The organism is Pseudofrankia coriaricola, assembly GCF_001854805.1.
In the GTDB taxonomy this organism is placed as follows: Bacteria; Actinomycetota; Actinomycetes; order Frankiales; family Frankiaceae; genus Pseudofrankia.
On record NZ_MBLO01000227.1, the window covers coordinates 1 to 25,331 of the forward strand.

Sequence of the window (25,331 nt, forward strand, 5' to 3'; positions counted from 1 at the left end):
CCGGCCCCGGCCATGCACCTCAGCCCCGAAACCACGCCCAAGAGGGCGCTCAGCGCCCGACGAGGCTGGCGCGTCCAGCGCCCAGCCTCAACAGCCTCAGTAGATCGCGAGCATCAGGGCGATGTAGTGGCAGCAGGCCGCGACGAGGGTGAACGCGTGGAACACCTCGTGGTAGCCGAAGACCTTCGGCGACGGGTCGGGGCGGCGCAGCGCGTAGATGATCGCGCCGACGCTGTAGCAGGCGCCGCCGACGACGAGCAACGTCAGCGTGGCGACGCCGGCCGTGTGCAGGACCTCGGGGAAGACGAAGACCGCGACCCAGCCCAGCGCGATGTAGAGGGGCACGATCAGGTAGCGCGGGGAGTGCAACCACAGCATGCGCAGGACGACGCCCAGCGCCGCTCCGCCCCAGACGACAGCCAGGATCGGCTGCGCTATGTGCCGGGGCATGGCCAGCAGCGCGAAGGGCGTGTACGTCCCCGCGATGAAAACAAAGATCATCGAGTGGTCGAGCCGCTTCATGAGAGCGCGTGCCCGTGAGGTCGACCACATCGTCCGGTGGTAGAGCGCACTCGTCCCGAACAATGACGTGATGCTGATCGCGTAAACACCGACCGCGAGCCGGGCGCCAAGCGTCGTCGGCAGCGCCACGGCCACCACGCCGAGCGCCAGGCTTACCGGAAATGCGCCCGCATGTAGCCATCCCCGCATGCGTGGTCGCGTGAGGTCACGCGGGTGCGCTCGCTTGTCAGCGCCGTCGTCGGCGCGGTTGCTGTCAGGTCCTGGGGCGGCCGGCTGCGTCGTCGCGTGAGTGACCACAGCAGAACGATAACCGCAACGGCCGCCGAGGGCGGCACGCCCCGGCGCGCGTCGTGGGGCGGGTCCGTCCCGATGCGTGATGGATCCGACGTTTCCGCCCCCCGGCGTACCGCGCGACTGTGCATGGAAAGAGCGGTACAGTCTAATGATCCTGAACGCGGCCTCGAGCGTCCCCAGTACAGGCATCACAGGGTAGCGGCTTCCACTGTAGCCGCTGGTTTGTGACCGCCGGTACACGAGGTCGTTCGGGTGCGCAAGCTGCACCTGTATACCGAGGCGAGAACGCGGCAGGTTCAACGCGAGCGGAGGTGTGAGCTGTGACGACCGCGGCACAGATTCCCGGGCTGGATGCCGCCCCGACCAAGCACGCCAGGTTGATCGCCTGGGTGCGTGAGATCGCCGAACTCACTCAGCCGGACAGGGTGGAGTGGTGCGACGGCTCCGCCGAGGAGTTCGACCGGCTCACCAGCCTGCTCATCGAGCGCGGGACCTTGGTGAAGCTTAACGAGGAGAAACGTCCCAACAGCTTCTACGCCGCGTCCGACCCGAGCGATGTCGCCCGCGTCGAGGACCGGACCTACATCTGTTCGAAGAATCGCGAGGACGCCGGCCCGACAAACAACTGGGTCGAGCCCGAAGAAATGCGCGGCACGCTTCGCGGCCTGTTCCGCGGGTCTATGCGGGGCCGCACCATGTACGTTGTCCCATTCTGCATGGGACCGCTCGGCTCGCGTATCTCCGCTCTCGGCGTCGAAATCACCGACTCGGCCTATGTGGCGATCTCGATGCGCACGATGACGCGTATGGGTGCCCCAGCGCTCGAACAGCTCGGTGAGGACGGCTTCTTCGTGCCGGCGGTGCACTCACTTGGTGCCCCACTGGCGCCCGGGCAGGAAGACGTTCCGTGGCCGTGCAACAGCACGAAGTACATCGTCCACTACCCGGAGACCCGGGAGATCTGGTCGTTTGGCTCGGGCTACGGCGGCAACGCGCTGCTCGGCAAGAAGTGCTACGCGCTGCGGATCGCCTCGGTGATGGCCCGGGACGAGGGCTGGCTCGCCGAGCACATGCTGATCCTCAAGCTCACCTCCCCGAAGGGCAAGGTCCACTACATCGCGGCCGCCTTCCCGTCGGCCTGCGGCAAGACGAACCTGGCGATGATCATCCCGACGATCCCCGGCTGGAAGGCCGAGACGGTCGGAGATGACATCGCCTGGATGCGTTTCGGCGAGGACGGCCGGCTCTACGCCGTCAACCCGGAGGCCGGCTTCTTCGGCGTGGCGCCCGGCACCGGCGCCGAGACGAACCCGAACGCCGTCGAGACCCTCTGGGGCAATGCCGTCTACACCAACGTCGCCCGCACCGACGACGGTGACATCTGGTGGGAGGGCCTGACCAAGGACAAGCCGGCCCATCTGATCGACTGGAAGGGCCGCGACTGGACGCCGGACTCGTCCGAGCCCGCCGCCCACCCGAACGCCCGGTTCACCGTCCCCGCCGGCCAGTGCCCGACCATCGCCGAGGAGTGGGAGGACCCGCGCGGCGTGCCGATCTCGGCGATCCTGTTCGGCGGCCGCCGGGCCACGGCGGTGCCGCTGGTGACGGAGGCGCCCGACTGGCAGCGCGGCGTGTTCTTCGGCTCGATCGTCTCCTCGGAGACGACGGCCGCGCAGGCCGGCGCGATCGGCAAGCTGCGCCGTGACCCGTTCGCGATGCTGCCGTTCTGCGGCTACAACATGGCCGACTACATGGCCCACTGGCTCGCCACCGGGCAGAAGGCCGACGCCGCCAAACTCCCGCGGATCTACTACGTCAACTGGTTCCGCAAGAGCCCTGAGGGCAGGTTCCTGTGGCCGGGCTACGGCGAGAACAGCCGCGTCCTGGCCTGGATCGTCGGCCGGCTGGAGGGCGAGGTGGACGGCGTCGAGTCCGCGCTCGGCGTCCACCCGACGACGGAGTCGTTCAGCACCGATGGCCTGGACCTGTCCGAGGCCGACCTCACGACCCTGCTCACCCTCGACACCGAGGTGTGGAAGCAGGAAGCCGCCCTCATCCCCCAGCACTACGACACCTTCGGCGACCATCTCCCCGCCGAGCTCTGGGCCGAGCACGAGGCCCTGGTGGAGCGCCTCAACAGCTAGCCGCCACCCTGGTCACACCAACCCGCACCTGACGATCGCCCCCGCCGCCCCCGCCGGCGGGGGCGATCGCCGTTTCCGCCCCCCGGTGGTCGTCGAGGGGGCCGGATCACAACTACGGCAGGGCACAACTAACGATCAAGCCGCCACCGGCGGTCGCTCTGGACGCGTAGGGAGCTGACAGCGGCAGCGGACTCGCTCGGTGCTTCGGCCGGCGTCCGACTTATCTGGTTTCCGGCGGCCAGGGGATCCTGGCACCATGGGTCCATGCCCGAGGGACCTGTCGCGCGCGTGCCCCAGGAGCGGGCCGCACGCGCGGTCCGGCCGGGCTTCGTGTTGCCCGAGACCGAGCTGCGCTGGCGTTTCTCCCGCTCGTCCGGTCCCGGTGGCCAAGGGGTGAACACGACCGACAGCCGTGCCGAGGTCCGCTTCGACGTCGCTCGCTCGCCCGCCATCCCCGAACCGCTGCGGGAACGAGCGCTTGCCCGGCTGGCTGGGCGCCTGGTGGACGGCGATCTCGTCGTCACGTCGTCTGAGCAGCGCTCCCAGCTGCGCAACCGTGAGGCGGCGCTCGACCGCCTCGTCGCGCTGCTCCACGACGCCACCGCGCCCCCACCCCGTCGCCGTCGCCCCACCAAGCCCACCCGAGGCTCCGTCGAGCGCCGCCTGGACACCAAGCGCCGCCGCTCAGCGACCAAGCGAACCCGCCGGCCGGGCGCCTCCGACGCGGACGGGTAGGGCGGTCCCGTGCCGGACGCTCCGCGCCCGGCACCGGGCACCGCCTCTCGGACGCTCCGCGCCCGACGGGCCTGGTTCCGGGCTGGCGTGTATGGCGGTGGTCCGGCTGGTTTCGGATGGACGAGGTGGTTGCGTTGGCACTGCGCTAATGCGCTGTCAGCAGGCTGTGGCTAGGTCGCGTGGACGGCTCACCAGAACAACGTCACATTTCGCCTTGCCCCTTGGCAGTGAGGACCATGGGGTGCCTGGAGCGCCTGCCGCCGGGGTGGCGGGTGGTCGTCACGTGTTGGAGGTCGTACGGAACGGGTCGTGCTCGGCGAGCAGGCGCTCCAGGCGGACCTGGTCCACCCTGCTGACCACGCTGGACGTCTCCTGGTGGTCGCGCACGCACTTGGCGAGCGTGAACGTCGAGGTGACGACGTAGAGCAGGCCGATCCCCAGGAGGCCACGCATCCAGGCGTCGCCGGGCAGGTACACGATGGCGACCACGACGCTGATCGTCGAGATCGCGAACGACAGGATGGCCTGCACGAAGTACGCGGTGGTCGTCCGCGACGTGGGTGGTTTCGTCATGCGGCCAGTGTCGGGACGAACGCGGCGTCCGACCTGAGCCGTCGCGCCCAAGGTGTCCTGAGTAATCACGCTCAGGTGCGTTTCGGTCGGTTCTGGAAGACTGGCGCGGTGCCTGACGGCAGGAGTGCGACGGTGGCGACCGGCGCCCACGACGCGGCGTCTCCGGTGGCGCCCATGGCGCGGTGGTGGCCGCGCGCTTCGCGCACCTGGCGGGCCAGGCCGCCCAGGATGATGGGCGGCAGCGGCCCGGAGGGCGCGCGCGGTGCGCTCTGGCGGTCGCTGGCGGTGTTCCGCTGGGTGTCCGTCGGCTACGCGTCCGCCGCCGCGGGCGCGCGGCTCGACGACGCCTACCGGCCCGCACTGGGCATCGGCCTGCTGGGCGTGATGGTCGGCTGGTCCGCGGCGCTGACCGTGCTGGTGCCGCGCGCCGACCGCGGGGACCGGCCACACCTGCTGCGAGGGCTCGTCCTCGCCGACGTCGCGGTCTGCGCCGGCCTGGTGGTCGGCGCCGAGCTCGTCGGCCCGCGGACGAGCCACGCCCTTCCGATGATGTGGGCGACGAGCGGGGTGTTCGGCGCGGCACTGCTCTGGGGCGCGGCTGGCGGGATCGCGAGCGGGCTGCTGGTGGCGGTCGTGTTCATCGCGGAGTGGGGCGCGCTGACCGACGCACTGGTGGGGACGAGCATGCTGCTCCTCGTCTCGGGCGCGGTCGCCGGTCACCTGAGCCGCACGACGCTGCGGGCGGAGGCGGCGCTCGCCGACGCGCTGGAGGCGCGCGCCGGCGATGCCGAGCGCGAGCGGCTGGCGCGCCGGGTGCACGACGGCGTGCTGCAGGTCCTCGCGCTGATCGCCCGGGAAGCGCCGCGAGGCATGCCGGCCGAGGATGTCGCGAGGCTCGCCGCGGAACAGGAGAGTACGCTGCGCGACCTGCTGCGCACGCCCGGCTCTGGCGGACCGAGGGCGACCGCCCGAGGGGCCCCGCCGGAGGCCCCATCCGGGTCGGGCAGGCCAGGCAGGCCGGGCGGGCCGGATGTGCGGGTGAGCCGTGGCGGTGCCGCGCGCACCGACCTCGCGGAGGCGTTGCTGGCCCTGGCCCACTCGATAACCACCAGGCTGGCCGGCGACCAGCCCGCGGCAGCCGACCGGCCCGCGGCTGCCGCCCTGCCCACGGTCGCCGAGCCGGGGATCGGGGAACCGCCCGCGGCCGGCCCCGCGGCCGGGGAGCCCGCCGCCGGGCAGTCGGCATGGCGGATGGCCGTGACGGTCGCCACGCCTGGTGTCCCGGTGCTGCTGCGGGCGGACCGGGCCGCCGAGGTGGTGGCGGCGGTACGGGCCGCGCTGGACAACGTCGCCCGGCACGCCGGGACGGGCGCGTCGGCCTGGGTGCTGTTGGAGGACGACGGCGACGAGGTCGTCGTGACGGTCCGGGATGACGGTGTCGGCCTGGCGCCAGGGCGGGCCGAGCGGGCCGCGGCCGAGGGGCGTCTGGGCCTGGCGGTCAGCATCCGCGGGCGCATCCGCGACCTCGGCGGCGAGGTCGCCGTGCTCGGCCGCCCCGGCCAGGGAACGGAGGTCGAGCTGCATGTGCCCCGCTGAGCCGTTCGGGACCGGCGCCTCACCCGCGGGGTCGGGGCCGCCGGCCGACGACACGGCCGAGCGGCCGCGACGGGTGGTGGTCGTGGACGACCATCCGCTGTGGCGCGACGCGCTGAGCCGGGACCTCGACGCGGCCGGCCTCCAGGTCGTCGGCACGGCTGGGTCTGTTGCCCAGGCACTGCGGGTGGTGGCGGCGACCAGGCCGGACATCGTGGTGCTCGACCTGTCCCTGCCCGACGGTTCCGGAGTCGAGGTGATCCAGGGCCTGCTGGCATCGGGCGGCGCGACCGGGTTCCGCGGGTCGGTGCTTGTCGTTTCCGCGTCCGGTGAGCAGGCGGACGTACTTACGGCCGTCAAGACGGGTGCATCGGGCTACCTGGTCAAGTCGGCCCGTCCCGAGGAGCTCATCGACGCGGTGCGGCGCACCGCCGCGGGCGAGGCGGTCTTCAGCGCGGGCCTCGCGGCACTGGTCCTCGGCGAGATGTCCCGCGCCGCCAGGGAACCGGCTCCCGCTCGGCACGCGTCTCCCCGGCTGACCGCCCGCGAGGTCGAGGTGCTCCGCCTCGTCGCCAAGGGCCTGACCGCCAGGGATGCCGCCGACCGCCTCGGTGTCTCCCCCCGCACCGTCCAGAACCACGTCCACAACGTTCTCGGCAAGCTCCAGCTCCGCAACCGCGTGGAACTGGCCCGCTACGCCGTCCTCGAGGGCTACGACGACCCCACCTGACGGCCATGCACCGACTAGCCGACCGCATAGCCACATCACCGTAGACAACCGAACCGTCCGACAAGCAGACAGCGCAACTAGTCACAACGAGCGACGGCGCCCCTAGCGCTGCGCCAAACCAGGCATCTCCTGCCAAACCAGGCATCTCCTCATCCCGGCACCACACCAGCCACGCCCATCCGCCTGTATGTGGCACCACGCCGGGAGGACGCTCAGCGTCCGACGGCGACGCGGGCCCGGGGTTCCTGCCGGATCGCGAAGCCGGGGTCCCTGCCGGATCGCGAAGCGATCTGGGAGGTCTGCTGGGAGGTCTGGGTCGCGCCAGCGACCTTCCGGCCCAGCGTCGCCCTAGCTGACGGCGATGTTGACGATGCGGCCGGGGACGATGATGAGGCGCTTCACCGTCTTGCCGTCGGTGTGCCTGGAGTAGTCGGGGTGGGCGGTCAGCGCGGTCCGGATGTCGTCCTCGCCGGCGCCGGCGGGGACGGACAGGGTGAAGCGGACCTTGCCGTTGACCTGCACCGGCAGCGTCACCGTCGACTCGGTGGCCAGCGCCTCGTCGCCCACCGGGAACGGCACGTGGACCAGCGAGCCGTCGTGCCCCAGCCGCGACCACAGCTCCTCGGCGATGTGCGGCGCCAGCGGGGCGACCATCAGGACCATCGCCTCGGCCAGCGCCCGCGGCGGCCGGCTCGCGTCGCTGTAGTGCTTGCTGACGAAGTTCGTCAGCTCGATCAGCCGGGCGACGGCGGTGTTGAAGCGCATGCCGGCGTAGTCGGCGCGCACCGCCAGGATCGTGCGGTGCAGCGTCCGGGTCGCCTCGTCGTCCGGCTCGACGTCGGCGGCCCGGATCTCGCCGGTCGCCTCGTCGACCAGGTTGCGCCACAGCCGCTGCAGGAAGCGGTGCGGGCCGACGATGTCGTCGGTCCGCCAGGGCCGGTCGGCGTCCAGCGGGCCCATCGCCATCTCGTAGACGCGCAGCGTGTCGGCGCCGTAGGCGTCGTACATCTCGTCCGGCGTCACGCTGTTCTTCAGGCTCTTGCCCATCTTCCCGGACCGTCGGGTGACGGGTTCGCCCTGGTAGCGCAGGGCGCCGCCGGCGTCGGTGGTCACCTCGGCCGCGGGCACGTACATGCCGCGGGCGTCCAGGAAGGCGTCGGCCTGGATGTAGCCCTGGTTGAACAGCCGCTTGAACGGCTCCTTCGTCGACACCAGGCCCAGGTCGTACAGGACCTTGTGCCAGAACCGGGCGTACAGCAGGTGCAGCACGGCGTGCTCGACACCGCCGACGTACAGGTCGACGCCACCGTCGCCCGCGGGGCCGTCGACGGACTGCATCCAGTAGCGCTCGATCTCCGGGTCGACGAACAGCTCCGCGTCCGTCGGGTCCAGGTAACGCAGGTAGTACCAGCAGGAGCCGGCCCACTGCGGCATCGTGTTCGTCTCACGCCGGTACTGGCGCGGCCCGTCGCCCAGATCCAGCGTCACCGTCGTCCAGTCGGTGGCGCGGGCCAGCGGCGGCACCGGGTCGGACGTGTCGTCCTCGGCCATCGGGGCCGGCCGGAAGTCCGTCATCTCCGGCAGCTCGACGGGCAGCACCTCGTCGGGCAACGCGATCGGCAGGCCGGTCTCGTCGTAGACGATCGGGAACGGCTCACCCCAGTAGCGCTGCCGGGAGAACAGCCAGTCGCGCAGGCGGTAGGAGCGGGCGGCACGACCGCGGCCGGCGTCTTCCAGCCAGGAGACGGTGGTCTTCACCGCGTCGGCCTTGGACAGGCCGGTCAGCACCGGGGCGCCAGGCTGCGCGGGCAGGTACTCGCCCTCGCCGGAGAACGCCACCGGCCAGGCGTCGACCGGGTCGTTCGAGGACAGACCGTGCTCGGCCAGGAAGTCGTCGCTGGGCGCCAGCACCGGCGGGGTCGGCAGGCCGAACTCGCGGGCGAAGGAGAAGTCGCGCTGGTCGTGCGCGGGGACGGCCATGACGGCGCCGGTGCCGTAGCCCAGCAGCACGTAGTCCGCCAGGAAGATCGGGATGGCCGCGCCGGTGACCGGGTTGCGGGCGTGGGCGCCGGTGAACACACCGGTCCGGTCGACCTCCTCGCCACGCTGGCGGTCGCTCCGCTTGCCGGCGAACTCCCGGTAGGCGGCGACGGCGGCGGCCGGTGTCCAGTCCGCGGCGCCCGTCGGGCGGCCTTCCTCGAACTTCCAGCCGTCCGGGGTGTCGGCGGGCCAGGCGGGCGCGGTCAGCGCGTCGACCAACGGGTGCTCGGGCGCCAGCACCATGAACGTCGCGCCCGGCAGTGTGTCCGGCCGGGTGGTATAGACGTCCAGCGCGATCGCCGGGACGGGCGGGCCGTCGGTCGGGCCGATCCACGCGGGGAACGTGACGTGGGCGCCGTCGGAGGGGCCGATCCAGTTGCGCTGCATCTGCTTGATCGAGTCCGGCCAGTCGACCAGGTCCAGGTCGGCCATCAGCCGCTCGGCATACGCGGTGATCCGCAGCGTCCACTGGCGCAGCGGGCGGCGGAACACCGGGTAGTTGCCGATGTCGCTGCGGCCCTCGGCGGTGACCTCCTCGTTGGCCAGCACGGTACCCAGGCCGGGGCACCAGTTGACCAGGCCCTCGGCCAGGTAGGCCAGCCGGTAGCCGTCGACTACCTTGCGGCGCTCGGTCGCGTCCAGCTCGTCCCACGGCTGGCCGGACGGGTTCGTCTCCCCGCTCGGGGTACGGCTGCCCGCGTCGAACTCGGCTACCAGCTCGGTGATGGGGCGCGCTCGGTTCAGGCCTTCGTCGTACCAGCTGTCGAAGATCTTCTTGAAGATCCACTGCGTCCACCGGTAGTAGGTGACGTCGGTGGTCGCGATCTCGCGACGGGTGTCGTGCCCCAGGCCCAGTCGGCCCAACTGGCGCCGCATGTTCTGGATGTTGGCCTCGGTCGTCACCCGCGGGTGCTGGCCGGTGTTGATGGCGTACTGCTCGGCGGGCAGCCCGAAGGCGTCGTAGCCGAAGGCGTGCAGCACATGCTTCCCGGTCATCCGCAGGTAGCGCGCGTACACGTCGGTGCCGATGTAGCCCAGCGGGTGGCCGACGTGCAGCCCAGCGCCGCTCGGGTACGGGAACATGTCCAGGACGAAGAACGGGGTCAGCCCCTTGACCTCCTCGAACCCGTCGGACAGCGGCCCGGTCGGGTTCGGGGACGCGAACGTGCCGTGCTCGCGCCACCAGGTCTGCCACCGGCTCTCGATCTCACCCGCGAGCCGCGCGCCGTACCGGAACGACGGTTCGGCCTCCGCCGGCCCCGCGGCGGGTGGGGTCGTGATGTCCTGGGCGTTGTCGGTCATTCTCGTCGCATCCACTCGGCTGGTCAGCATCCACGCGCGCGTGTGCTCACACGGCTCCGCGTCCGACGGCCGCGCGCGCTGACAGTAACGATCGTCTCCGTCCGAGCCTACCGGGGCGACCGAATTTCCCCCTGACGCCGACGGGATGCCCGACCCGCTATGCGTTGCGGTCGGCGTCGGCGGAGCCGTCGGCCTGACGAGGGACGGCCACCGCCTTGGCCTTGCTCTCAGGGGTGCCGTCCTCGGACGGGTCCCCGGCGGTGCCCACGGCCCCGAACTGGCCTTGGTCGACGTTGCGGCGTAGCCGCTTGAGGCTGCCGAACATGAAGTAGAAGACGAAACCAGCCGCCACGCACAGGAACACGACGATGAGCAGACCGGCCATCCCGCCGCTGATCTCGTCGGCCGCCAGCGCCGGCCCCGCGAGCACCTGGTTCACACCCCGACCTTACCCTCACCTACCCGGCAGCCGGCCGCCCGCGGCCGGGTGCCCCGACCGCGGAGGCAGTCATCGGATGCCGCCGAAGAGGTCGTCCTCCGGGAGCGTCCCGACCTCGATGAGGGAGCGGGCCAGCTGGTAGTCCTCGGTGGGCCAGGCCTCGCGCTGCAGGTCCATCGGCACCCGGAACCAGGGGCCGTTCGGGTCGACCTGGGTGGCGTGGGCCAGTAGCGCCCGGTCGCGCACCTCGAAGTAGTCGGCGCACTCGACGCTGGTCGTGAGCCGGGCGCTGTCCTCTGCCCGGTCGATCCAGTTCTCCAGCCGCTCCCCGTAGGGCGATTCGAGGCCGCGGGCCGCCATCGCGTCATGCAGCGCCAGGATGCGCGCCTTGTGGAAGGTGAGGTGGTAGTAGAGCTTCAGCGGTTGCCACGGCTCCAGACCCGCGGCCACGCCGTGCTCCGGGTAGCGCTCCGGGTCGCCGGCCGCCTCGAACGCCACCGCACTGATCTTGTGGGTCATGATGTGGTCCGGGTGCGGGTAGCCACCGTTCTCGTCGTAGGTCGTGATGACCTGCGGCCGGAACTCGCGGATCAGCCGGACCAGCGGCGCGGCCGCCTCCTCCGGGTCGAGCGTGGCGAACGTGCCCGCCGGCAGCGGGGGCAGCGGGTCGCCCTCCGGCAGGCCCGAGTCGACGAAGCCGAGCCAGGTCTGCCGGACGCCCAGGATGGCCCGCGCCCGTTCCATCTCCTCTCGGCGCAGCTCGGGCAGCCGCTCGATGATCTCGGGCTTGTCCAGCGCCGGGTTGAGCACGCTGCCCGCCTCGCCGCCCGTGCAGGTGACGACGAGGACCTCGACGCCCTCGCTCACGTAGCGCGCCATCGTCGCGGCGCCCTTGCTGGACTCGTCGTCAGGATGGGCGTGCACGGCCATCAACCGAAGGCCGTGGTCCGGCGCGTCATCGGACTCGGACAGGGTCTCGGCGGAGGCTGTGCGCTTGGCCGCGAAGCCGCTGTCAGCGGAGGCCGCCTCGAGGTTCACCGACATAGGGCCATTGTGGCTGATGCCCGTGACAGCTCCGGCCCGCGACAGCGCCTCACCAGGCCATCCACGAGGATGTGGCCGACGTCACGTGACACCCTGGCCATCCCCCGGCCGTGGCCAAGTTCACGTTCGTTATGGAAAAGTCACCGAACGCCGTGGCACAATGCACCGTCCGCGCACGCGCCCCCGGGACAGTGAGGTCCGAAGACGGGGACGTGAGGCCGCGGCGCGGCGTGGCGTCGACGCCGTCCGCTCTGGCACACAGGGCAGGCGTCGCGTGACCGTCGGTGTCAGCACCCTCACACCTGGGGATGTGACCGACGGGGTCCCTGCCGGATGGCGACGGGGTTCCTCCCTGATCGGCTTCACCGATCTGGGAGGTCCGCGATCCGGCAGGTCCGAACGTCGAGGACCACCGGATCACCGCCCTCCGCCGGATGGGTGCGCGCTGTGTGTCGTCCCGAGTTTCTAGATCTTCCTGTTAAGCTGAGTATTTGCTTGTGCCACGAGGAGCGTGACGCGTGACCCCCCAGACCTGGCTCACCCAGGAGGCTTACGACCGGCTTCGCTCCGAGCTCGACCACCTCACGACGACCGGCCGGACGGAGCTGGCGAACAAGATCGAGGCTGCCCGCGAAGAGGGCGACCTGAAGGAGAACGGCGGCTACCACGCCGCCAAGGAGGAGCAGGGCAAGCAGGAGGCCCGTATCCGCCAGCTCACGGACCTGCTGCGCGACGCCAAGGTGGGCGAGCCCGCGGCGGGCACCGCTGGTGTGGCTGGGCCCGGCATGGTCGTGGAGGTCCGGTTCCCCGGCGAGAAGGAGACCGAGCGGTTCCTCATCGGCTCTCGGGAGGACCACAGCACGGCCATCGAGGTCTTCTCCCCGGCCTCCCCGCTCGGCGGCGCGGTGACCGGCCACAAGGCCGGCGAAAAGGTGAACTACACCCTGCCAAACGGCCGCGGCGCCTCCGTCGAGATCGTCTCCATCGCCCCTTACGCCCGCTGAACGGCGGCGGCCGGGCCGGCCGCGATGTTCCCTTCCTCCCCCGCCCTGTCACCCGGGCCCCGGCGCTGACCGGCAGGTTTGGCACGATCACAGGCCTGCCGGGCAGATCACCGGATCCCGGGTGACCGGGCCGCGGGCAGGTGCGGTCAGCTCTCGAGGCCGCCGGACTCGGGCGGCTCGAGCCCTTCGGGTTCGGCCAGGTCGGAGGGGCGCCCGAGGGGGAGCTGATTCGGGGTGAGTTTGGGAACCGGGCTGGCGAAGCCGTAGGCGGGCGGTAGCGTCGGTGGAGTGGTAGAACTGCCGGTCCCGCCCCGTCCCGCCGCCCCGTCGTCGGCGACCATCCCGCCTCGGGCCTCCCGGGCCGGCTCCGCCGGCCCGGGAGGAGACCCGGCTCCGCCCCCAACAACCCTGGGGGGCCTGCGCGCGTCCGGGCATGTGCACCGGTCCGTGCGCACGGAGCTGCGGGACAACCTGCTCGCCAGGATGGCCGCCGGCAAGGCGCGCTTCCCCGGCATCATCGGCTTCGACGACACTGTGCTGCCCCAGGTGGAACGCGCGCTGCTGGCCGGCCACGACGTCGTCTTCCTGGGTGAGCGCGGCCAGGGCAAGACCCGCCTCATCCGCACGCTCGTCGGCCTGCTCGACGAGTGGTCGCCGGCCGTCGCCGGCTGCGAGATCAATGATCATCCGTACGCGCCCGTCTGCGGGCGCTGCCGCGCGCTGCACGCCGAGCTGGGCGACGAGCTGCCCGTGATCTGGCGGCACCGCGACGACCGGTTCGGGGAGAAGCTCGCGACGCCGGACACCAGCGTCGGCGACCTGATCGGCGATGTGGACCCGGTGAAGGTCGCCGAGGGCCGCACCCTCGGCGACCCGGAGACCGTCCACTACGGCCTGGTTCCCCGCTGCAACCGCGGCATCTTCAGCGTCAACGAGCTGCCCGACCTGGCCGAGCGCATCCAGGTGGCGCTGCTCAACGTGCTCGAGGAGCGCGACATCCAGGTCCGCGGCTATCTGCTGCGGCTTCCCATGGACCTCTTGCTGGTCGCCTCCGCCAACCCGGAGGACTACACCAACCGCGGCCGGATCATCACCCCGCTCAAGGACCGGTTCGGCGCCGAGGTGCGCACCCACTACCCGCTGCGCCTCGACGACGAGCTGCGGCTCATCCGCCAGGAGGCGGTGCTGGCCTGGGAGGGCTCCCCGCTGGGAACGCCGGCGCTGCCCGACCATCTGATCGAGATCGTCGCCCGCTTCACCCGGCTGGTCCGCGATGCCCCGCAGGTGGACCAGCGCTCCGGCGTGTCGGCCCGGCTCGCGGTCGCCGCCGCCGAGACGGTGGCCGCCTCCGCGGTCCGGCGGGCGGCGCTGACGGGCGAGGACGTCCCGACGGCCCGGGTCGTCGACCTCGGTTCGATCGTGCCGGCCGTGCGCGGCAAGGTCGAGTTCGAGGCGCTCGAAGAGGGCAGGGAGGACGAGATCCTCACCCACCTGCTGCGTCGGGCGATCGCCGAGACGTTCCGGGCACGGCTCGCCGGCACCGACCTGGCCGGGCTGCAGAAGCGTTTCGACGCCGACGGCCCGGTGGAGACCGGCGACCTGGTCCCAGCCGCCGAGCTACTGCGCCGGGTCGGCCCGGTCCCCGGGCTCGCCGGCATGCTGACCAAGCTCGGGGTGGACGGCGCCGAGTCGCCGGGGCTCGCCGCCGCGGCGCTGGAGCTGGCGATGGAGGGCCTGCACCTCAACCGCCGGCTCGCCAAGGAGGAACTGCCCGGCCGGACGGTCTACGGCGGCTGACCACGAGCGGCGCCGCCGATGGGGACTCCGAACCCGCGGCGGGCTGGATCTCGGGGCCGGTGGGACACGACAGAAAGCGGCGCGGGGGCCGGACGCACCCTGGACCACAGGGGCGTGGAACCTCGCGAAGCGAGGCCCTGAGAGGCACGGGATCACACGGTGAGCAACGCATTCCGCTACGGCCCCTGGTCGGGCGGCCCCGACCCGCTCGACTTCCCGTTCGCCGCCACCGACGCCCTCGACGAGATGTCCCGCCAGGTGCTGGACGGCCGCACCCCGCGAGAGGCCCTCGACTCGCTGCTGCGCCGCGGCATGAACGGCCGGCGCGGGCTGGACGACCTGCGCCGCGCGGTCGACCGGCGCCGCCGCGAGGTGCGCTCCCGCGGCCGGCTCGACGGCACTCTGCAGGAGGTGCGCCGGCTGCTCGACACCGCGATCGGCCAGGAGCGGGCGGCGCTGTTCCCAGACCCGTCGGATGACGCGCGGATGCGCGAGACGGAGCTGGACGCCCTGCCCAGTGACCCGGCCCGCGCGGTACGCGAGCTCGCCGACTACGACTGGCGCTCCGACCAGGCCCGCGAGACCTACGACCAGATCGCCGACCTGCTGCGCCGCGAGGTCCTCGACTCCCAGTTCCGCGGGATGAAGGAGGCGTTGGCCGGCGCGACTCCGGAGGACATGACTCGGGTCGGCGACATGGTTCGCGCGCTCAACGAGCTGCTCGCCAAGGACGCCCGCGGCGAGGACACCGACGAGGCATTCCGCGATTTCATGCGCGAGTTCGGGGAGTTCTTCCCCGAACAGCCGAGCAACCTCGAAGAGCTGATCGACACGCTGGCCCAACGCTCCGCCGCCGCCGCCCGCCTGCTCGCCGGCTTGTCGCCCAAGCAGCGCCAGGAGCTGGCGGAGCTGATGGCATCCGCCGTCCAGGACATGGGCCTGGCCGACGAGCTCACCCAGCTCGGCGAGGCGCTTCGGTCGGCCCGGCCGAACCTCAACTGGGGCATGCGCCCGTCGGGACGGGCGAACGGCTTCGGCGACCCGCGCGGGGGCGGGGCGGAGCTTGGCCTCGGCGATGCGACGTCGGCGCTCGAGGAGCTCGCGGAACTCGACGAGCTGGCCGCCGCGCTCAACCAGGACTACCCGGGAGCCTCGCTCGACGACGTCGACCCGGACGCGATCGCCGAGGCGCTGGGCCGCTCCGCGGTCGACGACCTGCGCCAGCTCCAGCAGATCGAGCGCGAGCTGGAACGCGTCGGTTTCCTGACCCGTCGTTCCGGACGTCTCGAGCTCACGCCGCGGGCGGTACGCCGGATCGGCCAGTCGGCGCTCGCCAGGATCTTCCGGCAGATCTCGTCGGGCGTGCGCGGCGACCACGCGCAGACCGACGCCGGCGCCGCGGGTGAGCTGATCGGCACCGCTCGTCCCTGGGAGTTCGGGGACACGCAGCCCCTCGATGTCGTCCGCACCGTGCGCAACGCGGTGCTGCGTTCCGGGCCGCCCGGGCCCGGGGTGGCGATCCGGCTGAAGGTCGAGGACTTCGCCGTCGCCGAGACGGAAAGGCGTACCTCGGCCGCGGTCTGCCTGCTCGTCGACCTGTCCTACTCCATGGCGCTGCGCGGCACCTGGGGGATGGCGAAGTCGACGGCGCTGGCCCTGCACACCCTGGTGACCACCAAGTTCCCCCAGGACAAGATTCACCTGATCGGCTTCTCGGACTACGCCCGCGAGCTGCGGCCGGTGGAGCTGGCCGGCCTCGACTCGGAGATGGTGCAGGGCACGAACCTGCAGCACGCCCTGCTGATCGCCGGCCGGCTGCTGTCGCGCTACCCGGAGTCGGAGCCGGTCGTCATGGTCGTCACCGACGGCGAGCCGACGGCGCATCTGCTGCGCGACGGCACGCCTGCGTTCTCGTGGCCGCCGATGCCGGAGACGCTGGAACTGACGCTCGCCGAGGTCGACCGGCTGACGAAGCGGGGCGTCAACATCAACGTCTTCATGCTGGACACCGAGCCGCGGCTGGTCCGCTTCGTCGAGGAGATGGCCCGGCGCAATGGTGGCCGGGTCCTCTCCCCCGACCCGGACGCGCTCGGCGAGTACGTCGTCCACGACTATCTACGCTCCCGCGGCGGCCGCCGCGCGGCCCGCTAACCTTGGTCCCCGGCATTAGTCCTTCTGGGACAGGGACCTCCGGAGGTGCGAAGGAAGAACATTTTCGCACCTCCTTTGGCCCGTTAGGCGGCCGGCGGCGCGGGACCAGTCGACGGGGAGGGCGGTATCCGGCCGGCGGCGAGGTCTCTGACCAGGGTCTCCCAGAAGTCCACCTGTAGCCGCTCGTAGCCGAGGCCGAGCTCCAGGGCGCGCCGTAGCGACCACGGCATCGCGTCCGCCGGGAGCGCCGCGAACGCCTCGTAGGTGGCAAGCCGCGTCCGGTGGGCGGCCGCCTGCCCGCGCGCGAGCGCCGCCGCGTCCGCCGGGCGGCCCAGCTCCGCGAACGCGAGCTTGAGCAGGCCCGGCGCGCGCAGCTCCCCCAGCGCCGTCTCGCCGCCGGCGAGCCACTCGGCGAGTGCCGCCCGGCCGGCGTCGGTGATCCGGAAGATCCGTCGGCGGCGCCCGAACTCCTCGCGCTCCTCGGCGAGCAGGCCGGCCTCGGCCAGCCGCGGCGGTTCCTTGTAGAGCTGCGCGTGCGGGAAGGACCAGAAGTTACCGACCGACTGCGCGGCGAACGACTTCAGGTCGTAGGGCGTGGCGGTACCGTGCCTGGCCACCAGCCCGAGTACCAGGTAGGAGACCGGCGTCAGCGACGCCGTCCCCGCAACCGTTGAGGGCGGGCCCATCACGTCGGGCGCCTCCTTCTCTTCCACAGCTCGCAGGTTACTCGTTGCGGACCGTCCGATTCATACTATAGTTCAAACCGTCCGAAACAGACGGTCTACTACGGACCGCCGATGCCCGAGGAGCCCAGATGGCCACCATTCCCTGGTCCACCCCGTCCGCCGCCGGCCCGTCCGTGACCGCCGCCCCGACGGCCGCGTCCACCGGGACGCCCGACCCGTCGGCTGGCGCATCGGTGGTCATGGTCTCCCGGTTCACGATCACCTCGCGCCGGCACACCGTGTCGATGCTTCGGCACGCGCTGCGGGTGCGGCGCGCACTGCTGGCCGCTCCCGGGGCTCTGGGGGTCTCGCTCGTCGCCCACCCGATGCGCGGGGAGTACTGGACGCTGTCGGGCTGGACCGACCGGCGGGCGCTGGACGGATTCGTCCGCACGCCCGAGCACCGGGCGGCGATGCGCACGCTCGGGCCCACGATGGCGGACTCCACGTTCGTCTTCTGGGCACACGACGCCGCGGCGCAGCCGCCGACCTGGGCCGAGGCCACGGCCCGCGTCGACGCCGAGCGGTCGCGGCCGAAGCCGGCGCCGGACCCGACCGCCTGACCACGGTTGGGGCCCGACTGGGGCCGGGACCCCGAGTGCCCTGGCTGACCCAGCTGCCCGGGCTGGCCCAGCCCGTTTGAAGCGCGGGAACCCCCTGCGCCACTGTTACCGTCCGCATCCATGTCTTCACAGATCGGGGTGGGGTCTTCGTCGACCCTGGAAGAAGACGGCGCGGCGGGTCCGTCCGGCGCCATGCGTTCCAGACCGGGCCAGCACCGCCGGCGCCGCCGCGGGCGCGGCTGGCTCCCTCCGCGAGAGCGGCATGAGCGTCGCGGGCCGCGCGGCCCGCGGGCGCGGGCCAGCCAGCAGAGGCACGGTCGCCCGCAGGAACCTCGCGACCAGCACAGCGGAGGCCGAGGCGGCCCGCGGGCGGGCGGCGGGCAGCGCGGCACCGCGCGGTGGCGGCGCCCCTGGCTGGCCCGGCTCACGGTCGCGGCGGCGGCCATCGCCGTCCTGCTCCTGCTGGAACCAGCCCCGAGCCCCTCCCCGACGCCCGGGCCGTCGGGCGCGGCGGGCGAACCCCCCACCGGCGTCCCGACGGCCCCGGTGACGTCTCAACGCCAGTCGCAGACCGACGAGGAACTGACGCGCTACTGGACGCCGGAGCGCCGGGCCCAGGCCGTCAGCGGCGACGTCACCCAACGCGCGACGCCGGCGGCCGGCGAGACCGGCCAGGCGGCGGACGCGGTCAGGTCTCCTGGCCCGTCCCTCGGTACGTCCGGCGCGTCCGGCGCGTCCAGCGGGCCCGCGGCCGCCGAGGCTCCGGACGTCCTGGCGCCCCACCTCGCCGAGGACCCGGTGCCCGGCGCGCTCTCACCGGACGTCCAGCCCGGCGTCGCGGTGCCTGGCCGGGTGCCGCTCGCCGGCAACCGGGTCGCGCCCTACCGTGGCGGCGGGCTCGCGGCGCGCGCCGAGGGAGCGCTGTTCAGCACGATCGGCGGCATCGACTACGCCTGCTCCGGCACCGTCGTCGACAGCCCGGGCGGTGATCTCGTACTGACCGCCGGGCACTGCCTGCACGAGGGGGGCGCGGCGGGCGGGTTCGCCACCAACGTCATCTTCATCCCCGGCTACGCGAACGGCGCCTCGCCGTACGGCGTCTGGCGCGCCCGGCAGCTGACCGTCACAAACGGTTGGGGATACCGGCAGAACTTCGATGAGGACGCCGGTTTCGCGGCCTTTCGACCACTCGGCGGCCGGACGCTGGAGGCCCTGATCGGCGGCGCCCTCCCGATCGGTTTCGGCACGGGCAGGCAGTCACAGACCGTCCTCGGCTACCCGAAGCTGCCGCCCTACGACGGCACGACACTGATGTACTGCTCCGGTACGCCCACTCCCGATCCGCACGGCGGGACCTCGCTCGGCGTGCCGTGCTCCATGACCGCGGGCGCGAGCGGCGGCGCCTGGTTCACCGGGTTCACCGGCGGCGCGGGCACGGTGGACTCCGTGGTCAGCTACGCCTACGCAACGGACCCGGGCACCATCTACGGCACCTGGTTCGGCCCCGCGGTCCAGGACCTCTACCAGCACGCGATGGACCTGTGACGGCGCCGGGACGGCCAGGGCCGCGCGGGCAGACGCGGGGCCGGGCCGCGCGGCTGTGCGGGGGGTCGGTAGCGTCGTGCGCATGCCGCACAGTGGGCCGTATGGGCTGGTTCTGGCCCTGCACATCGTGGGCGCCATGTTCGTGATCAGTCCGCTGGCCCTCGCGGGGCTCTGCCTGCCCGCGATGACGTTCGTCGGCCTGCGGGCGCTCCCGATACTGCGCCCGGCACCACGGCTGCTACGGCTGGCCGCCGTGGCCTCGCTCGGGGTCGTCGCCCTCGGCCTGGTCCTCGTGCGGCAGGGGCCGTTCGGCAGCGTCCGCCACTACGGCGACGGCTGGATCACCAGCTCCGTGGCTCTCTGGGGGATCGCCACCCTGCTCACGGTCACCATCCTGGCAGGCGGCGTCGCGACGGCGGTCGCCGAGATCGAGCAGACCGGCATGGCGGCCCGCCGCCGACTGCCGTGGCTCGCTCTCACCGGCCTGGTCACGACGTCCTGCTGGGTCGGGATCGTCTTCCTCATGGTGGTCAAGCCCGGCATGTGACGGGTGTCGGCCCGTTCGGGCCGACACCCGTCCTCGCATGCGCCAGCCTCGCCATCGATTCAGCCTCGCCATCGATGGTCGCTATCAGTATCGATGATGTCACTTTAAGTAAAGTGGCGTCGGCTACCGATGGCGACGAGGGCGGTGCATGTGGTCTTTCCGACGATCGAGTTCGCCGCCTTCTTCCTGGTCGTGATGGCTCTGTCGTGGTGGCTGATGCCGCGGCCACGGTGGTGGAAGCCGTTCATGCTGGCGGCAAGCTACTTCTTCTATGGCTACACGGATGCCCGGTTCGTGCTCCTGATCGTCGCGTCGACGCTGGTCAACCAGGCCGCCGCCGTCATGCTGGCCCGCCGCCGCGACCGGAGGATCCTGATCAGCGCGATCGTGGCCGATCTTGGCCTGCTGGGCTGGTTCAAGTACTACGGGTTCTTCGCGCTGTCGGTGGACCGGACGCTTGACCAGATCGGGCTCGGCGCGCCGCTGCCGCTGCTGCAGGTCGCCCTGCCGATCGGGATCTCCTTCTTCACGTTCCAGGCACTCTCGTACGTCATCGACGTCTGGCGTGGTGACACCAGGCCGGCGAAACTGATCGACTTCGCCGTCTACGAGGCGTTCTTCCCGCACCTGGTCGCCGGGCCGATCGTGCGGGCCCGGGAGTTCATCCCGCAGCTGGCGAGCCCGCGCGACCGCGCCGCCGTCCCGGCGACCCGCGCCGTCTTCCTGATCTGCGGCGGCCTGGTCAAGAAGGTGGTCCTGGCCGACCTGCTCGCCCGTCGCCTCGTCGACCCGGTCTTCGACACCCCGGGGCAGCACTCGTCCATCGAGGTGCTCGCCGCGATCTACGGCTACGCCGTGCAGATCTACTGTGACTTCTCCGCCTACTCGGACATCGCCATCGGGATCGCGCTGCTGCTGGGCTTCCGCTTCCCGGACAACTTCGACCGGCCGTACGCGGCGACGAGCCTGCGGGAGTTCTGGCGGCGCTGGCACCTGACGCTCTCGCGCTGGCTGCGCGACTACGTCTACGTGCCGCTCGGCGGCAGCCGGCGCGGCCCGCGCCGCACCCAGCTGAACCTGCTGGTCACGATGGTGCTCGGCGGGCTGTGGCATGGGGCGGCCTGGACGTTCGTCTGCTGGGGCGCGGCGCACGGCGCCGGCCTGGCGGCCGAGCGCTCGTTCGCACGGCGCCGGGCCCGCCCCCGCGGTCACCGCGGCCCCCGCCGTCCCGGCGTCGCGCTGGTGCCGACGGCCGCCGCCCCCGCCGCGCGCTCGGCGACCATCCCACTCCCCCGTGAAGGCGGGGACCCGACCAGGACCGGTTCGGCCGATTCACCCGCCGCCGCGCCCGCGTTGACGGCGCCAGCCCCCGCCGGACTCGACTCGGCGGAGGCGGCTCCGGCAGCCGCGGCCCCGCCGCGGGCGGGCGAGGCCGCCGGCTCCGTCGCCGCCGAGTCCACCATCCCGACCGCGTCGGACGAGCTGTCGACGTCACGCGGCCCGGCGGCGCCGGCGATGGCGACGGCCGGACGCTGGGTGCGCCGGATCGTGACGTTCCACCTTGTCTGTGCCGCCTGGGTGCTGTTCCGGTCCCCCGACCTGGCCACCACCGGGGAAATCCTGCGCCGGCTGGTGACCGGCGGGCTCGCCGTCGGTCTGGTGACGCCGACGGTGGTCGTCGCGATCGTGGTCGGCCTCAGCCTCGCCGCCGTGCCGGCGCGCTGGTGGGCGGCGGCCCAGGGCGCCTTCGACCAGCTGACGCTGCCGGTCCAGGCGCTCGCCGTCGCCGCGTTCCTGCTGGTGGCGTACTCGTTCGTCGGCCAGCAGGACGTCGCCCCGTTCATCTACTTCCGCTTCTGACGCGGCGGTCGCGGGGCGTCACACCGAATCAGGCCCGGCAGACCAGCGGGGAGGTCAAATCGGCCGAGGAAACTGTTCGTGTCGCTGATGGAGACGATGCGTAGCGGCGTGGCAGGCTCGTGGGCCGTGGACACCCAGGTGGACGAGACGCCGGCCGGGTACGTCGGCACGAGGGATGCCCGCGAGCACGGCCCGTCGCGACGTCCCCCGGCACCAGCACCGCCGGGATCGCCGGCCCCTCCACCGGAGCTGGCGGCGGTGGCGGCGGCGGGCTCGTCGCCGCGGGTCGTATCCGCTCGGCGCGCGTTCGCGCTGGTCACACTGTCGCTGGCCACCGTGGCACTGCTGCGCGCACCGGCCGCGGTCCACGCCGGCGAGGGAATGCCGCCGGGCACGACTCGAGAGGTTGTTCTAGCCCTCGCCCGTCCGCTCGCGACCGTCACCCACCCGCTCGGCCTTGACTGGCCGAGCGAGCGGTTTTCGGCATTGTTCGGGCACGGCGGCCCGGCCACCCCCACCGAGCTGGTCACCGCCGCGGGCCGGGAGAAGCCGGGGGCCACGATGACCGGGCCGCGGGTGGCCGGCAACGGACAGACCACGCCCGCGCCGGTCGAGCCTGCTCCGGTTCGGGTCCCAACGACCGCCGACCCGCTGCGCGTCCTCGTCACCGGCGACTCGCTCACCGAGTCGCTGGGCCCGACGATCACCAACTCCGCGCCGGCCACCGTGCGAGCGCAGACCGACACCCGGTTCGGCACCGGCCTCGTTCGTCCTGACTTCTTCGACTGGGCGAGTCACGCCCGCGCACAGATCGCGGCCCGTGACCCGGAGGTCGTCGTCGTGGCCCTCGGCGCCAACGACGGCCAGGGCATCACCCTGCCCGACGGCACGATCCTGCCGGCCGGGTCACCGGGGTGGGCTGACGAGTACCGGCGCCGCGCCCTCGTCGTGCTCCGGATCTGGACGGATGACGGCAGGCGCCGGGTGTACTGGGCCAGCCTGCCGCCAGCGCGCTCCGGCCGCCTCGACGGCTACTTCCGCCAGCTCAACGCCGCGGTGGCGGACGCCGCCCGCCAGGTGCCCGGCGCCACGTTCCTGGACCTGGCGCCCGAACTGACCAATCGGGGCCACTACAGCGACTATCTACGCGACTCGGCCGGCCACACCGTGCTCGCCAGGACCCGCGACGGTGTCCATTACACGCTGGATGGCTCCCGGATCGTCGCCTCCCCGATCCTCGCGGCACTCACCGCCGACTATCACCTGACCACACCAGTACCCGGCGGCAGCGGGTAGTGAACCGCACTGTCAACGGCCGCGAGCGGCTGCGAAGCCGAATCCGGCACCGTCGAGGTCGGCACGGGCCGCGGTCACGACCTGGTAGGCCTCGGCGACGAGCTGGGAGCGCCGGGCCGAGTCGAGGCCGGGCCGGCCGAGCAGGCCGAGCAGGTCCTCCGCGAGGACAGTCGCCTGGTCTGCGAGGCCATGGGGAGCAAGCGGCGGTGGCTGCGCGCCGTCGGGGGCCGCGGAGCCCGCCACCCGACCCAGGCGGGCCAGCTCGCGGGAGAACGCGGCGGTCCGCTCCGCCCGGGTGCCACCGGCGGCGGCGCGCACGTCCCAGGATGCGGGGCTCCAGCTCCGGAGGCGGTCCAGCAGCCAGTTGAGCTCACGGGTCAGATCCCGGGCCAGGCCCTGGACCGATTCCGACATCCAGGCACCTTACCTGACGAGGACGACGCCGGGTCTTGCTCTACGGTTCGCCATGATGCACCCTCCCTTCATGGTCCGTTGACTACGGGTTCAGCTCAGGAGGCGCGCATGTCTCAGTTTCGCTCCGTCCAGACACCGCAGACCCACCAGAGTCTCATCCAGCGCCTTCCGAAGGTCACCGGCCACGATCTAGCTCATTGGCTCGCGCGTATCGAGGATGGCCCAGGCCTGCTGCGGGTCCCGGAGCGTGTCAACTGGCTACGCGACGAGTACAACCTCCCGCACTGCTACGCCGCCGCGCTCGTCCACGAGTCCGACATGCGCCGCCGCGCGATCAGGGTCTGACTCCACCCAGCGCCAGGCCGGTCGGGGCGCTGAGCGCCCCGACCGCGGGCCTGGGGACCGGGTCCTCCCTGCCGGAGCGGCGACAGACCGGCCACCCGCCAGGTCTCTGCCGGAACGGCGACAGACCGCTATCCGCCAGGTCCACGGTGGGCGCGCCCGCCGTCACTCCGTCCCATGGGCATTCACGGTTCTGACTGTCAGGCGACGCCGTCGACGCAACCCCGGTCCGGCGAGACGCCAGCGCAACCCGACCACCACCCGCGACAGCGCATTGGCGCACCGCCAACGCACCCCAGCTCCGAACCCCGACCCACACCGGCCCCGGCCGTACACATCAGCCCCGGGACCAGGCGGGGAGGGCGCCCTAGGCGCCCGACATGCGCCGCGGCGGGGCGGCCGCGCAAGCGACCTTCCCCGCTAGCGCCGCAGCTTTGAGAGGAGGCGGAGCATCTCCAGATAGACCCAGAGGAAGCCGATGAGCAGGCCGTACGCGGCCCGCCAGGCCTCCACGCGCGGCGCCCTGGCCGCCACCGCCCGTTCGATGTAGTCGAAGTCGAGGATGAACTGCAGGCTGGCGAACACCAGGACCACCAGGCTGAACAGGATCCCCAGCGGGGTGGCGTCGTTCATCACCGGCAGCTGGCTACTGCTCGTGAGCCGCAGCACGAGGTCGATCAGGCTCAGCACGATGACGGCGGACAGCACCGCGCCGACGACTCGCGCCATCCGCGGCGTCGCCCGAATGCGCCGGCTGCGGTAGGCGAGCAGCATGGCCGTGAAGATCACGCCCGTACCGAGTAGCGCCTGCGGGATGATCCCCGAGTAGGCCGACTCGTACGTCCGGGACAGACCGCCGGCGCCGATGCCGGCCAGCACCGCGAACGCGATCACCAAGGGCGGCGTCGCTCGCCCGCTGAACCCGATCACCAGGCTCAGGACGAACCCGGCGATGCCGGCACCCGCGACCAGACCGGGCGAGCCTGGGACGAGCAGCCAGCCGATGGCCCCGCCGACGCCCGCCACCCCGAACAGCCCGAGGGTGTGCATGATGACGTCGTCGATGGTGAGCCCGCTCGGCTGCCGGTAGACCCGCGCCAGGTCCTCCGGCGTCGGTGCCCCGGGCATCCCGTTCCGCGGGTCCGGCGGCCAGCTGACCTCATCCCGCCCGGCCGGCGCCGAACGCATCCGGGTGAAGACCGGGTTACTTGATCGAATTATCGCCATGTCGGCTCGCCGCCCCTTCGTGCTGGCCACCGAGCGGCGCCCTGCCACCCCGCGCGCCGGCGCGTGCCCCACACGCCGACCAACACTCCCCGCAAACAATAAACGTCATCCCGCATCGGCCGGTTCCCCCATCGCGCCAGCCCGCCGAGGGGCACACTCGCCCGGCGCGCGGAGCCAATCCATCAGGTCCTCCGCGTGGGATCCGGACACCCGCTCGCGTCCACGCGAAGCAGGCAGGGCGCGCACAGGCACCCAGAGCCGCACAGGCACCCAGAGCTACAGAACGGCCACGACAACGCGCGCCAGAAGCACAAAGAGCCCCACAGTCAAGCAATACAAGAAACCCCAGCAAGCGCGCGACCGAAGGGGGATCCAAGGGGGCGAAGCCCCCTTGGCGCGGGGTCCGGGGCTCGGCCCCGGGGCAATATCGCGGCCCTTGGCGAA

21 protein-coding genes are annotated in these 25,331 nt (G+C 72.2%); 13 read left to right on the top strand and 8 right to left on the bottom strand.

What is annotated here, in order from left to right:
• Positions 1-96: 96 nt before the first annotated feature.
• Positions 97-819, bottom strand: coding sequence for a PAQR family membrane homeostasis protein TrhA (gene trhA / locus BCD48_RS51600; protein WP_198543429.1), 723 nt, complete (start codon positions 817-819; stop codon positions 97-99).
• A gap of 317 nt (positions 820-1,136) precedes the next feature.
• Between trhA and BCD48_RS28305 the strand changes: the two genes are divergently transcribed.
• Positions 1,137-2,960 carry a phosphoenolpyruvate carboxykinase (GTP) gene (locus BCD48_RS28305; protein WP_071051448.1) on the top strand — a complete coding sequence of 608 codons (1,824 nt, stop codon included), beginning with the start codon at positions 1,137-1,139 and terminating at the stop codon, positions 2,958-2,960.
• Between the two features lie 264 nt (positions 2,961-3,224).
• Entirely contained in the window at positions 3,225-3,695 is a 471-nt protein-coding gene (gene arfB, locus BCD48_RS28310; RefSeq protein WP_198543430.1) for an alternative ribosome rescue aminoacyl-tRNA hydrolase ArfB, read from the top strand.
• Between the two features lie 279 nt (positions 3,696-3,974).
• Here arfB and BCD48_RS28315 read toward each other — a convergent pair whose 3' ends face one another.
• On the bottom strand, positions 3,975-4,268 hold the full coding sequence (locus BCD48_RS28315) for a YiaA/YiaB family inner membrane protein (protein ID WP_071051450.1): 294 nt from the start codon (positions 4,266-4,268) through the stop codon (positions 3,975-3,977).
• 132 nt (positions 4,269-4,400) lie between these two features.
• Here BCD48_RS28315 and macS point away from each other — a divergent pair, with 132 nt between their 5' ends.
• Complete coding sequence (gene macS / locus BCD48_RS28320) at positions 4,401-5,864, top strand: MacS family sensor histidine kinase (protein WP_241842044.1); 1,464 nt, start codon at positions 4,401-4,403, stop codon at positions 5,862-5,864.
• A complete protein-coding gene (locus tag BCD48_RS28325; RefSeq protein ID WP_083419325.1) occupies positions 5,851-6,591 on the top strand; it encodes a response regulator in 741 nt (246 codons plus the stop codon). The genes macS and BCD48_RS28325 overlap by 14 nt, the downstream gene beginning before the upstream one ends.
• Positions 6,592-6,939: 348 nt before the next feature.
• Here the strand turns inward: BCD48_RS28325 and BCD48_RS28330 are convergent, their stop codons facing one another.
• The 3 genes from BCD48_RS28330 to mca all read right to left on the bottom strand — a co-directional run bounded on the left by BCD48_RS28330 (position 6,940) and on the right by mca (position 11,302).
• A complete protein-coding gene (locus BCD48_RS28330) occupies positions 6,940-9,933 on the bottom strand; it encodes a leucine--tRNA ligase (protein ID WP_071051452.1) in 2,994 nt (997 codons plus the stop codon).
• A gap of 157 nt (positions 9,934-10,090) precedes the next feature.
• Complete coding sequence (locus tag BCD48_RS28335; protein ID WP_071051453.1) at positions 10,091-10,372, bottom strand: hypothetical protein; 282 nt, start codon at positions 10,370-10,372, stop codon at positions 10,091-10,093.
• Between the two features lie 69 nt (positions 10,373-10,441).
• Complete coding sequence (mca, locus tag BCD48_RS28340) at positions 10,442-11,302, bottom strand: mycothiol conjugate amidase Mca (RefSeq protein ID WP_071051470.1); 861 nt, start codon at positions 11,300-11,302, stop codon at positions 10,442-10,444.
• Positions 11,303-11,934: 632 nt separating this feature from the next.
• On the opposite strand from mca, the gene greA reads away from it, so the two are divergent.
• From greA to BCD48_RS28360, 3 genes are all read left to right on the top strand, one after another.
• Positions 11,935-12,420 carry a transcription elongation factor GreA gene (gene greA / locus BCD48_RS28345; RefSeq protein ID WP_071051454.1) on the top strand — a complete coding sequence of 162 codons (486 nt, stop codon included), beginning with the start codon at positions 11,935-11,937 and terminating at the stop codon, positions 12,418-12,420.
• 408 nt (positions 12,421-12,828) lie between these two features.
• Positions 12,829-14,217 (top strand): magnesium chelatase ATPase subunit I, encoded by a 1,389-nt coding sequence (locus BCD48_RS28355; protein WP_083419332.1) that lies wholly within the window; start codon positions 12,829-12,831, stop codon positions 14,215-14,217.
• 159 nt (positions 14,218-14,376) lie between these two features.
• Positions 14,377-16,368: a vWA domain-containing protein gene (locus BCD48_RS28360; RefSeq protein WP_071051456.1), complete on the top strand. Its 1,992-nt coding sequence runs from the start codon at positions 14,377-14,379 to the stop codon at positions 16,366-16,368.
• Positions 16,369-16,451: 83 nt separating this feature from the next.
• On the opposite strand, the gene BCD48_RS28365 is transcribed toward BCD48_RS28360, so the two are convergent.
• Positions 16,452-17,081: a PadR family transcriptional regulator gene (locus BCD48_RS28365; RefSeq protein WP_083419327.1), complete on the bottom strand. Its 630-nt coding sequence runs from the start codon at positions 17,079-17,081 to the stop codon at positions 16,452-16,454.
• 101 nt (positions 17,082-17,182) lie between these two features.
• On the opposite strand from BCD48_RS28365, the gene BCD48_RS28370 reads away from it, so the two are divergent.
• The 5 genes from BCD48_RS28370 (at position 17,183) to BCD48_RS28390 (ending at position 22,904) form a co-directional block, all read left to right on the top strand.
• Positions 17,183-17,656, top strand: coding sequence for an antibiotic biosynthesis monooxygenase (locus BCD48_RS28370; RefSeq protein ID WP_083419328.1), 474 nt, complete (start codon positions 17,183-17,185; stop codon positions 17,654-17,656).
• 192 nt (positions 17,657-17,848) lie between these two features.
• A complete protein-coding gene (locus BCD48_RS28375) occupies positions 17,849-19,201 on the top strand; it encodes a trypsin-like serine peptidase (RefSeq protein ID WP_241842045.1) in 1,353 nt (450 codons plus the stop codon).
• A gap of 82 nt (positions 19,202-19,283) precedes the next feature.
• Positions 19,284-19,748 carry a hypothetical protein gene (locus BCD48_RS28380; RefSeq protein ID WP_071051458.1) on the top strand — a complete coding sequence of 155 codons (465 nt, stop codon included), beginning with the start codon at positions 19,284-19,286 and terminating at the stop codon, positions 19,746-19,748.
• 150 nt (positions 19,749-19,898) lie between these two features.
• Positions 19,899-21,608: an MBOAT family O-acyltransferase gene (locus BCD48_RS28385; protein ID WP_071051459.1), complete on the top strand. Its 1,710-nt coding sequence runs from the start codon at positions 19,899-19,901 to the stop codon at positions 21,606-21,608.
• 78 nt (positions 21,609-21,686) lie between these two features.
• A complete protein-coding gene (locus BCD48_RS28390) occupies positions 21,687-22,904 on the top strand; it encodes a DUF459 domain-containing protein (RefSeq protein ID WP_083419330.1) in 1,218 nt (405 codons plus the stop codon).
• A 12-nt stretch (positions 22,905-22,916) separates the two neighbouring features.
• On the opposite strand, the gene BCD48_RS28395 is transcribed toward BCD48_RS28390, so the two are convergent.
• Positions 22,917-23,318 carry a hypothetical protein gene (locus tag BCD48_RS28395; RefSeq protein WP_071051460.1) on the bottom strand — a complete coding sequence of 134 codons (402 nt, stop codon included), beginning with the start codon at positions 23,316-23,318 and terminating at the stop codon, positions 22,917-22,919.
• A 108-nt stretch (positions 23,319-23,426) separates the two neighbouring features.
• Between BCD48_RS28395 and BCD48_RS28400 the strand changes: the two genes are divergently transcribed.
• On the top strand, positions 23,427-23,663 hold the full coding sequence (locus tag BCD48_RS28400; RefSeq protein WP_071051461.1) for a DUF4287 domain-containing protein: 237 nt from the start codon (positions 23,427-23,429) through the stop codon (positions 23,661-23,663).
• Positions 23,664-24,080: 417 nt separating this feature from the next.
• Here BCD48_RS28400 and BCD48_RS28405 read toward each other — a convergent pair whose 3' ends face one another.
• The gene (locus BCD48_RS28405; protein ID WP_071051462.1) at positions 24,081-24,887 is read right to left on the bottom strand and encodes a Bax inhibitor-1/YccA family protein; all 807 of its coding nucleotides are present in this window, start codon (positions 24,885-24,887) and stop codon (positions 24,081-24,083) included.
• Positions 24,888-25,331: the final 444 nt, after the last annotated feature.

Excerpts from the sequence above, each read along its gene's own strand:
- BCD48_RS28400 (WP_071051461.1), top strand. The coding sequence starts at position 23,427 with ATGTCTCAGTTTCGCTCCGTCCAGACACCGCAGACCCACCAGAGTCTC.
- BCD48_RS28330 (WP_071051452.1), bottom strand. The coding sequence starts at position 9,933 with ATGACCGACAACGCCCAGGACATCACGACCCCACCCGCCGCGGGGCCG.
- BCD48_RS28375 (WP_241842045.1), top strand. The coding sequence starts at position 17,849 with ATGCGTTCCAGACCGGGCCAGCACCGCCGGCGCCGCCGCGGGCGCGGC.
- BCD48_RS28325 (WP_083419325.1), top strand. The coding sequence starts at position 5,851 with ATGTGCCCCGCTGAGCCGTTCGGGACCGGCGCCTCACCCGCGGGGTCG.
- BCD48_RS28405 (WP_071051462.1), bottom strand. The coding sequence starts at position 24,887 with ATGGCGATAATTCGATCAAGTAACCCGGTCTTCACCCGGATGCGTTCG.
- BCD48_RS28380 (WP_071051458.1), top strand. The coding sequence starts at position 19,284 with ATGCCGCACAGTGGGCCGTATGGGCTGGTTCTGGCCCTGCACATCGTG.
- arfB (WP_198543430.1), top strand. The coding sequence starts at position 3,225 with ATGCCCGAGGGACCTGTCGCGCGCGTGCCCCAGGAGCGGGCCGCACGC.
- mca (WP_071051470.1), bottom strand. The coding sequence starts at position 11,302 with ATGGCCGTGCACGCCCATCCTGACGACGAGTCCAGCAAGGGCGCCGCG.
- BCD48_RS28315 (WP_071051450.1), bottom strand. The coding sequence starts at position 4,268 with ATGACGAAACCACCCACGTCGCGGACGACCACCGCGTACTTCGTGCAG.
- BCD48_RS28395 (WP_071051460.1), bottom strand. The coding sequence starts at position 23,318 with ATGTCGGAATCGGTCCAGGGCCTGGCCCGGGATCTGACCCGTGAGCTC.
- BCD48_RS28370 (WP_083419328.1), top strand. The coding sequence starts at position 17,183 with ATGGCCACCATTCCCTGGTCCACCCCGTCCGCCGCCGGCCCGTCCGTG.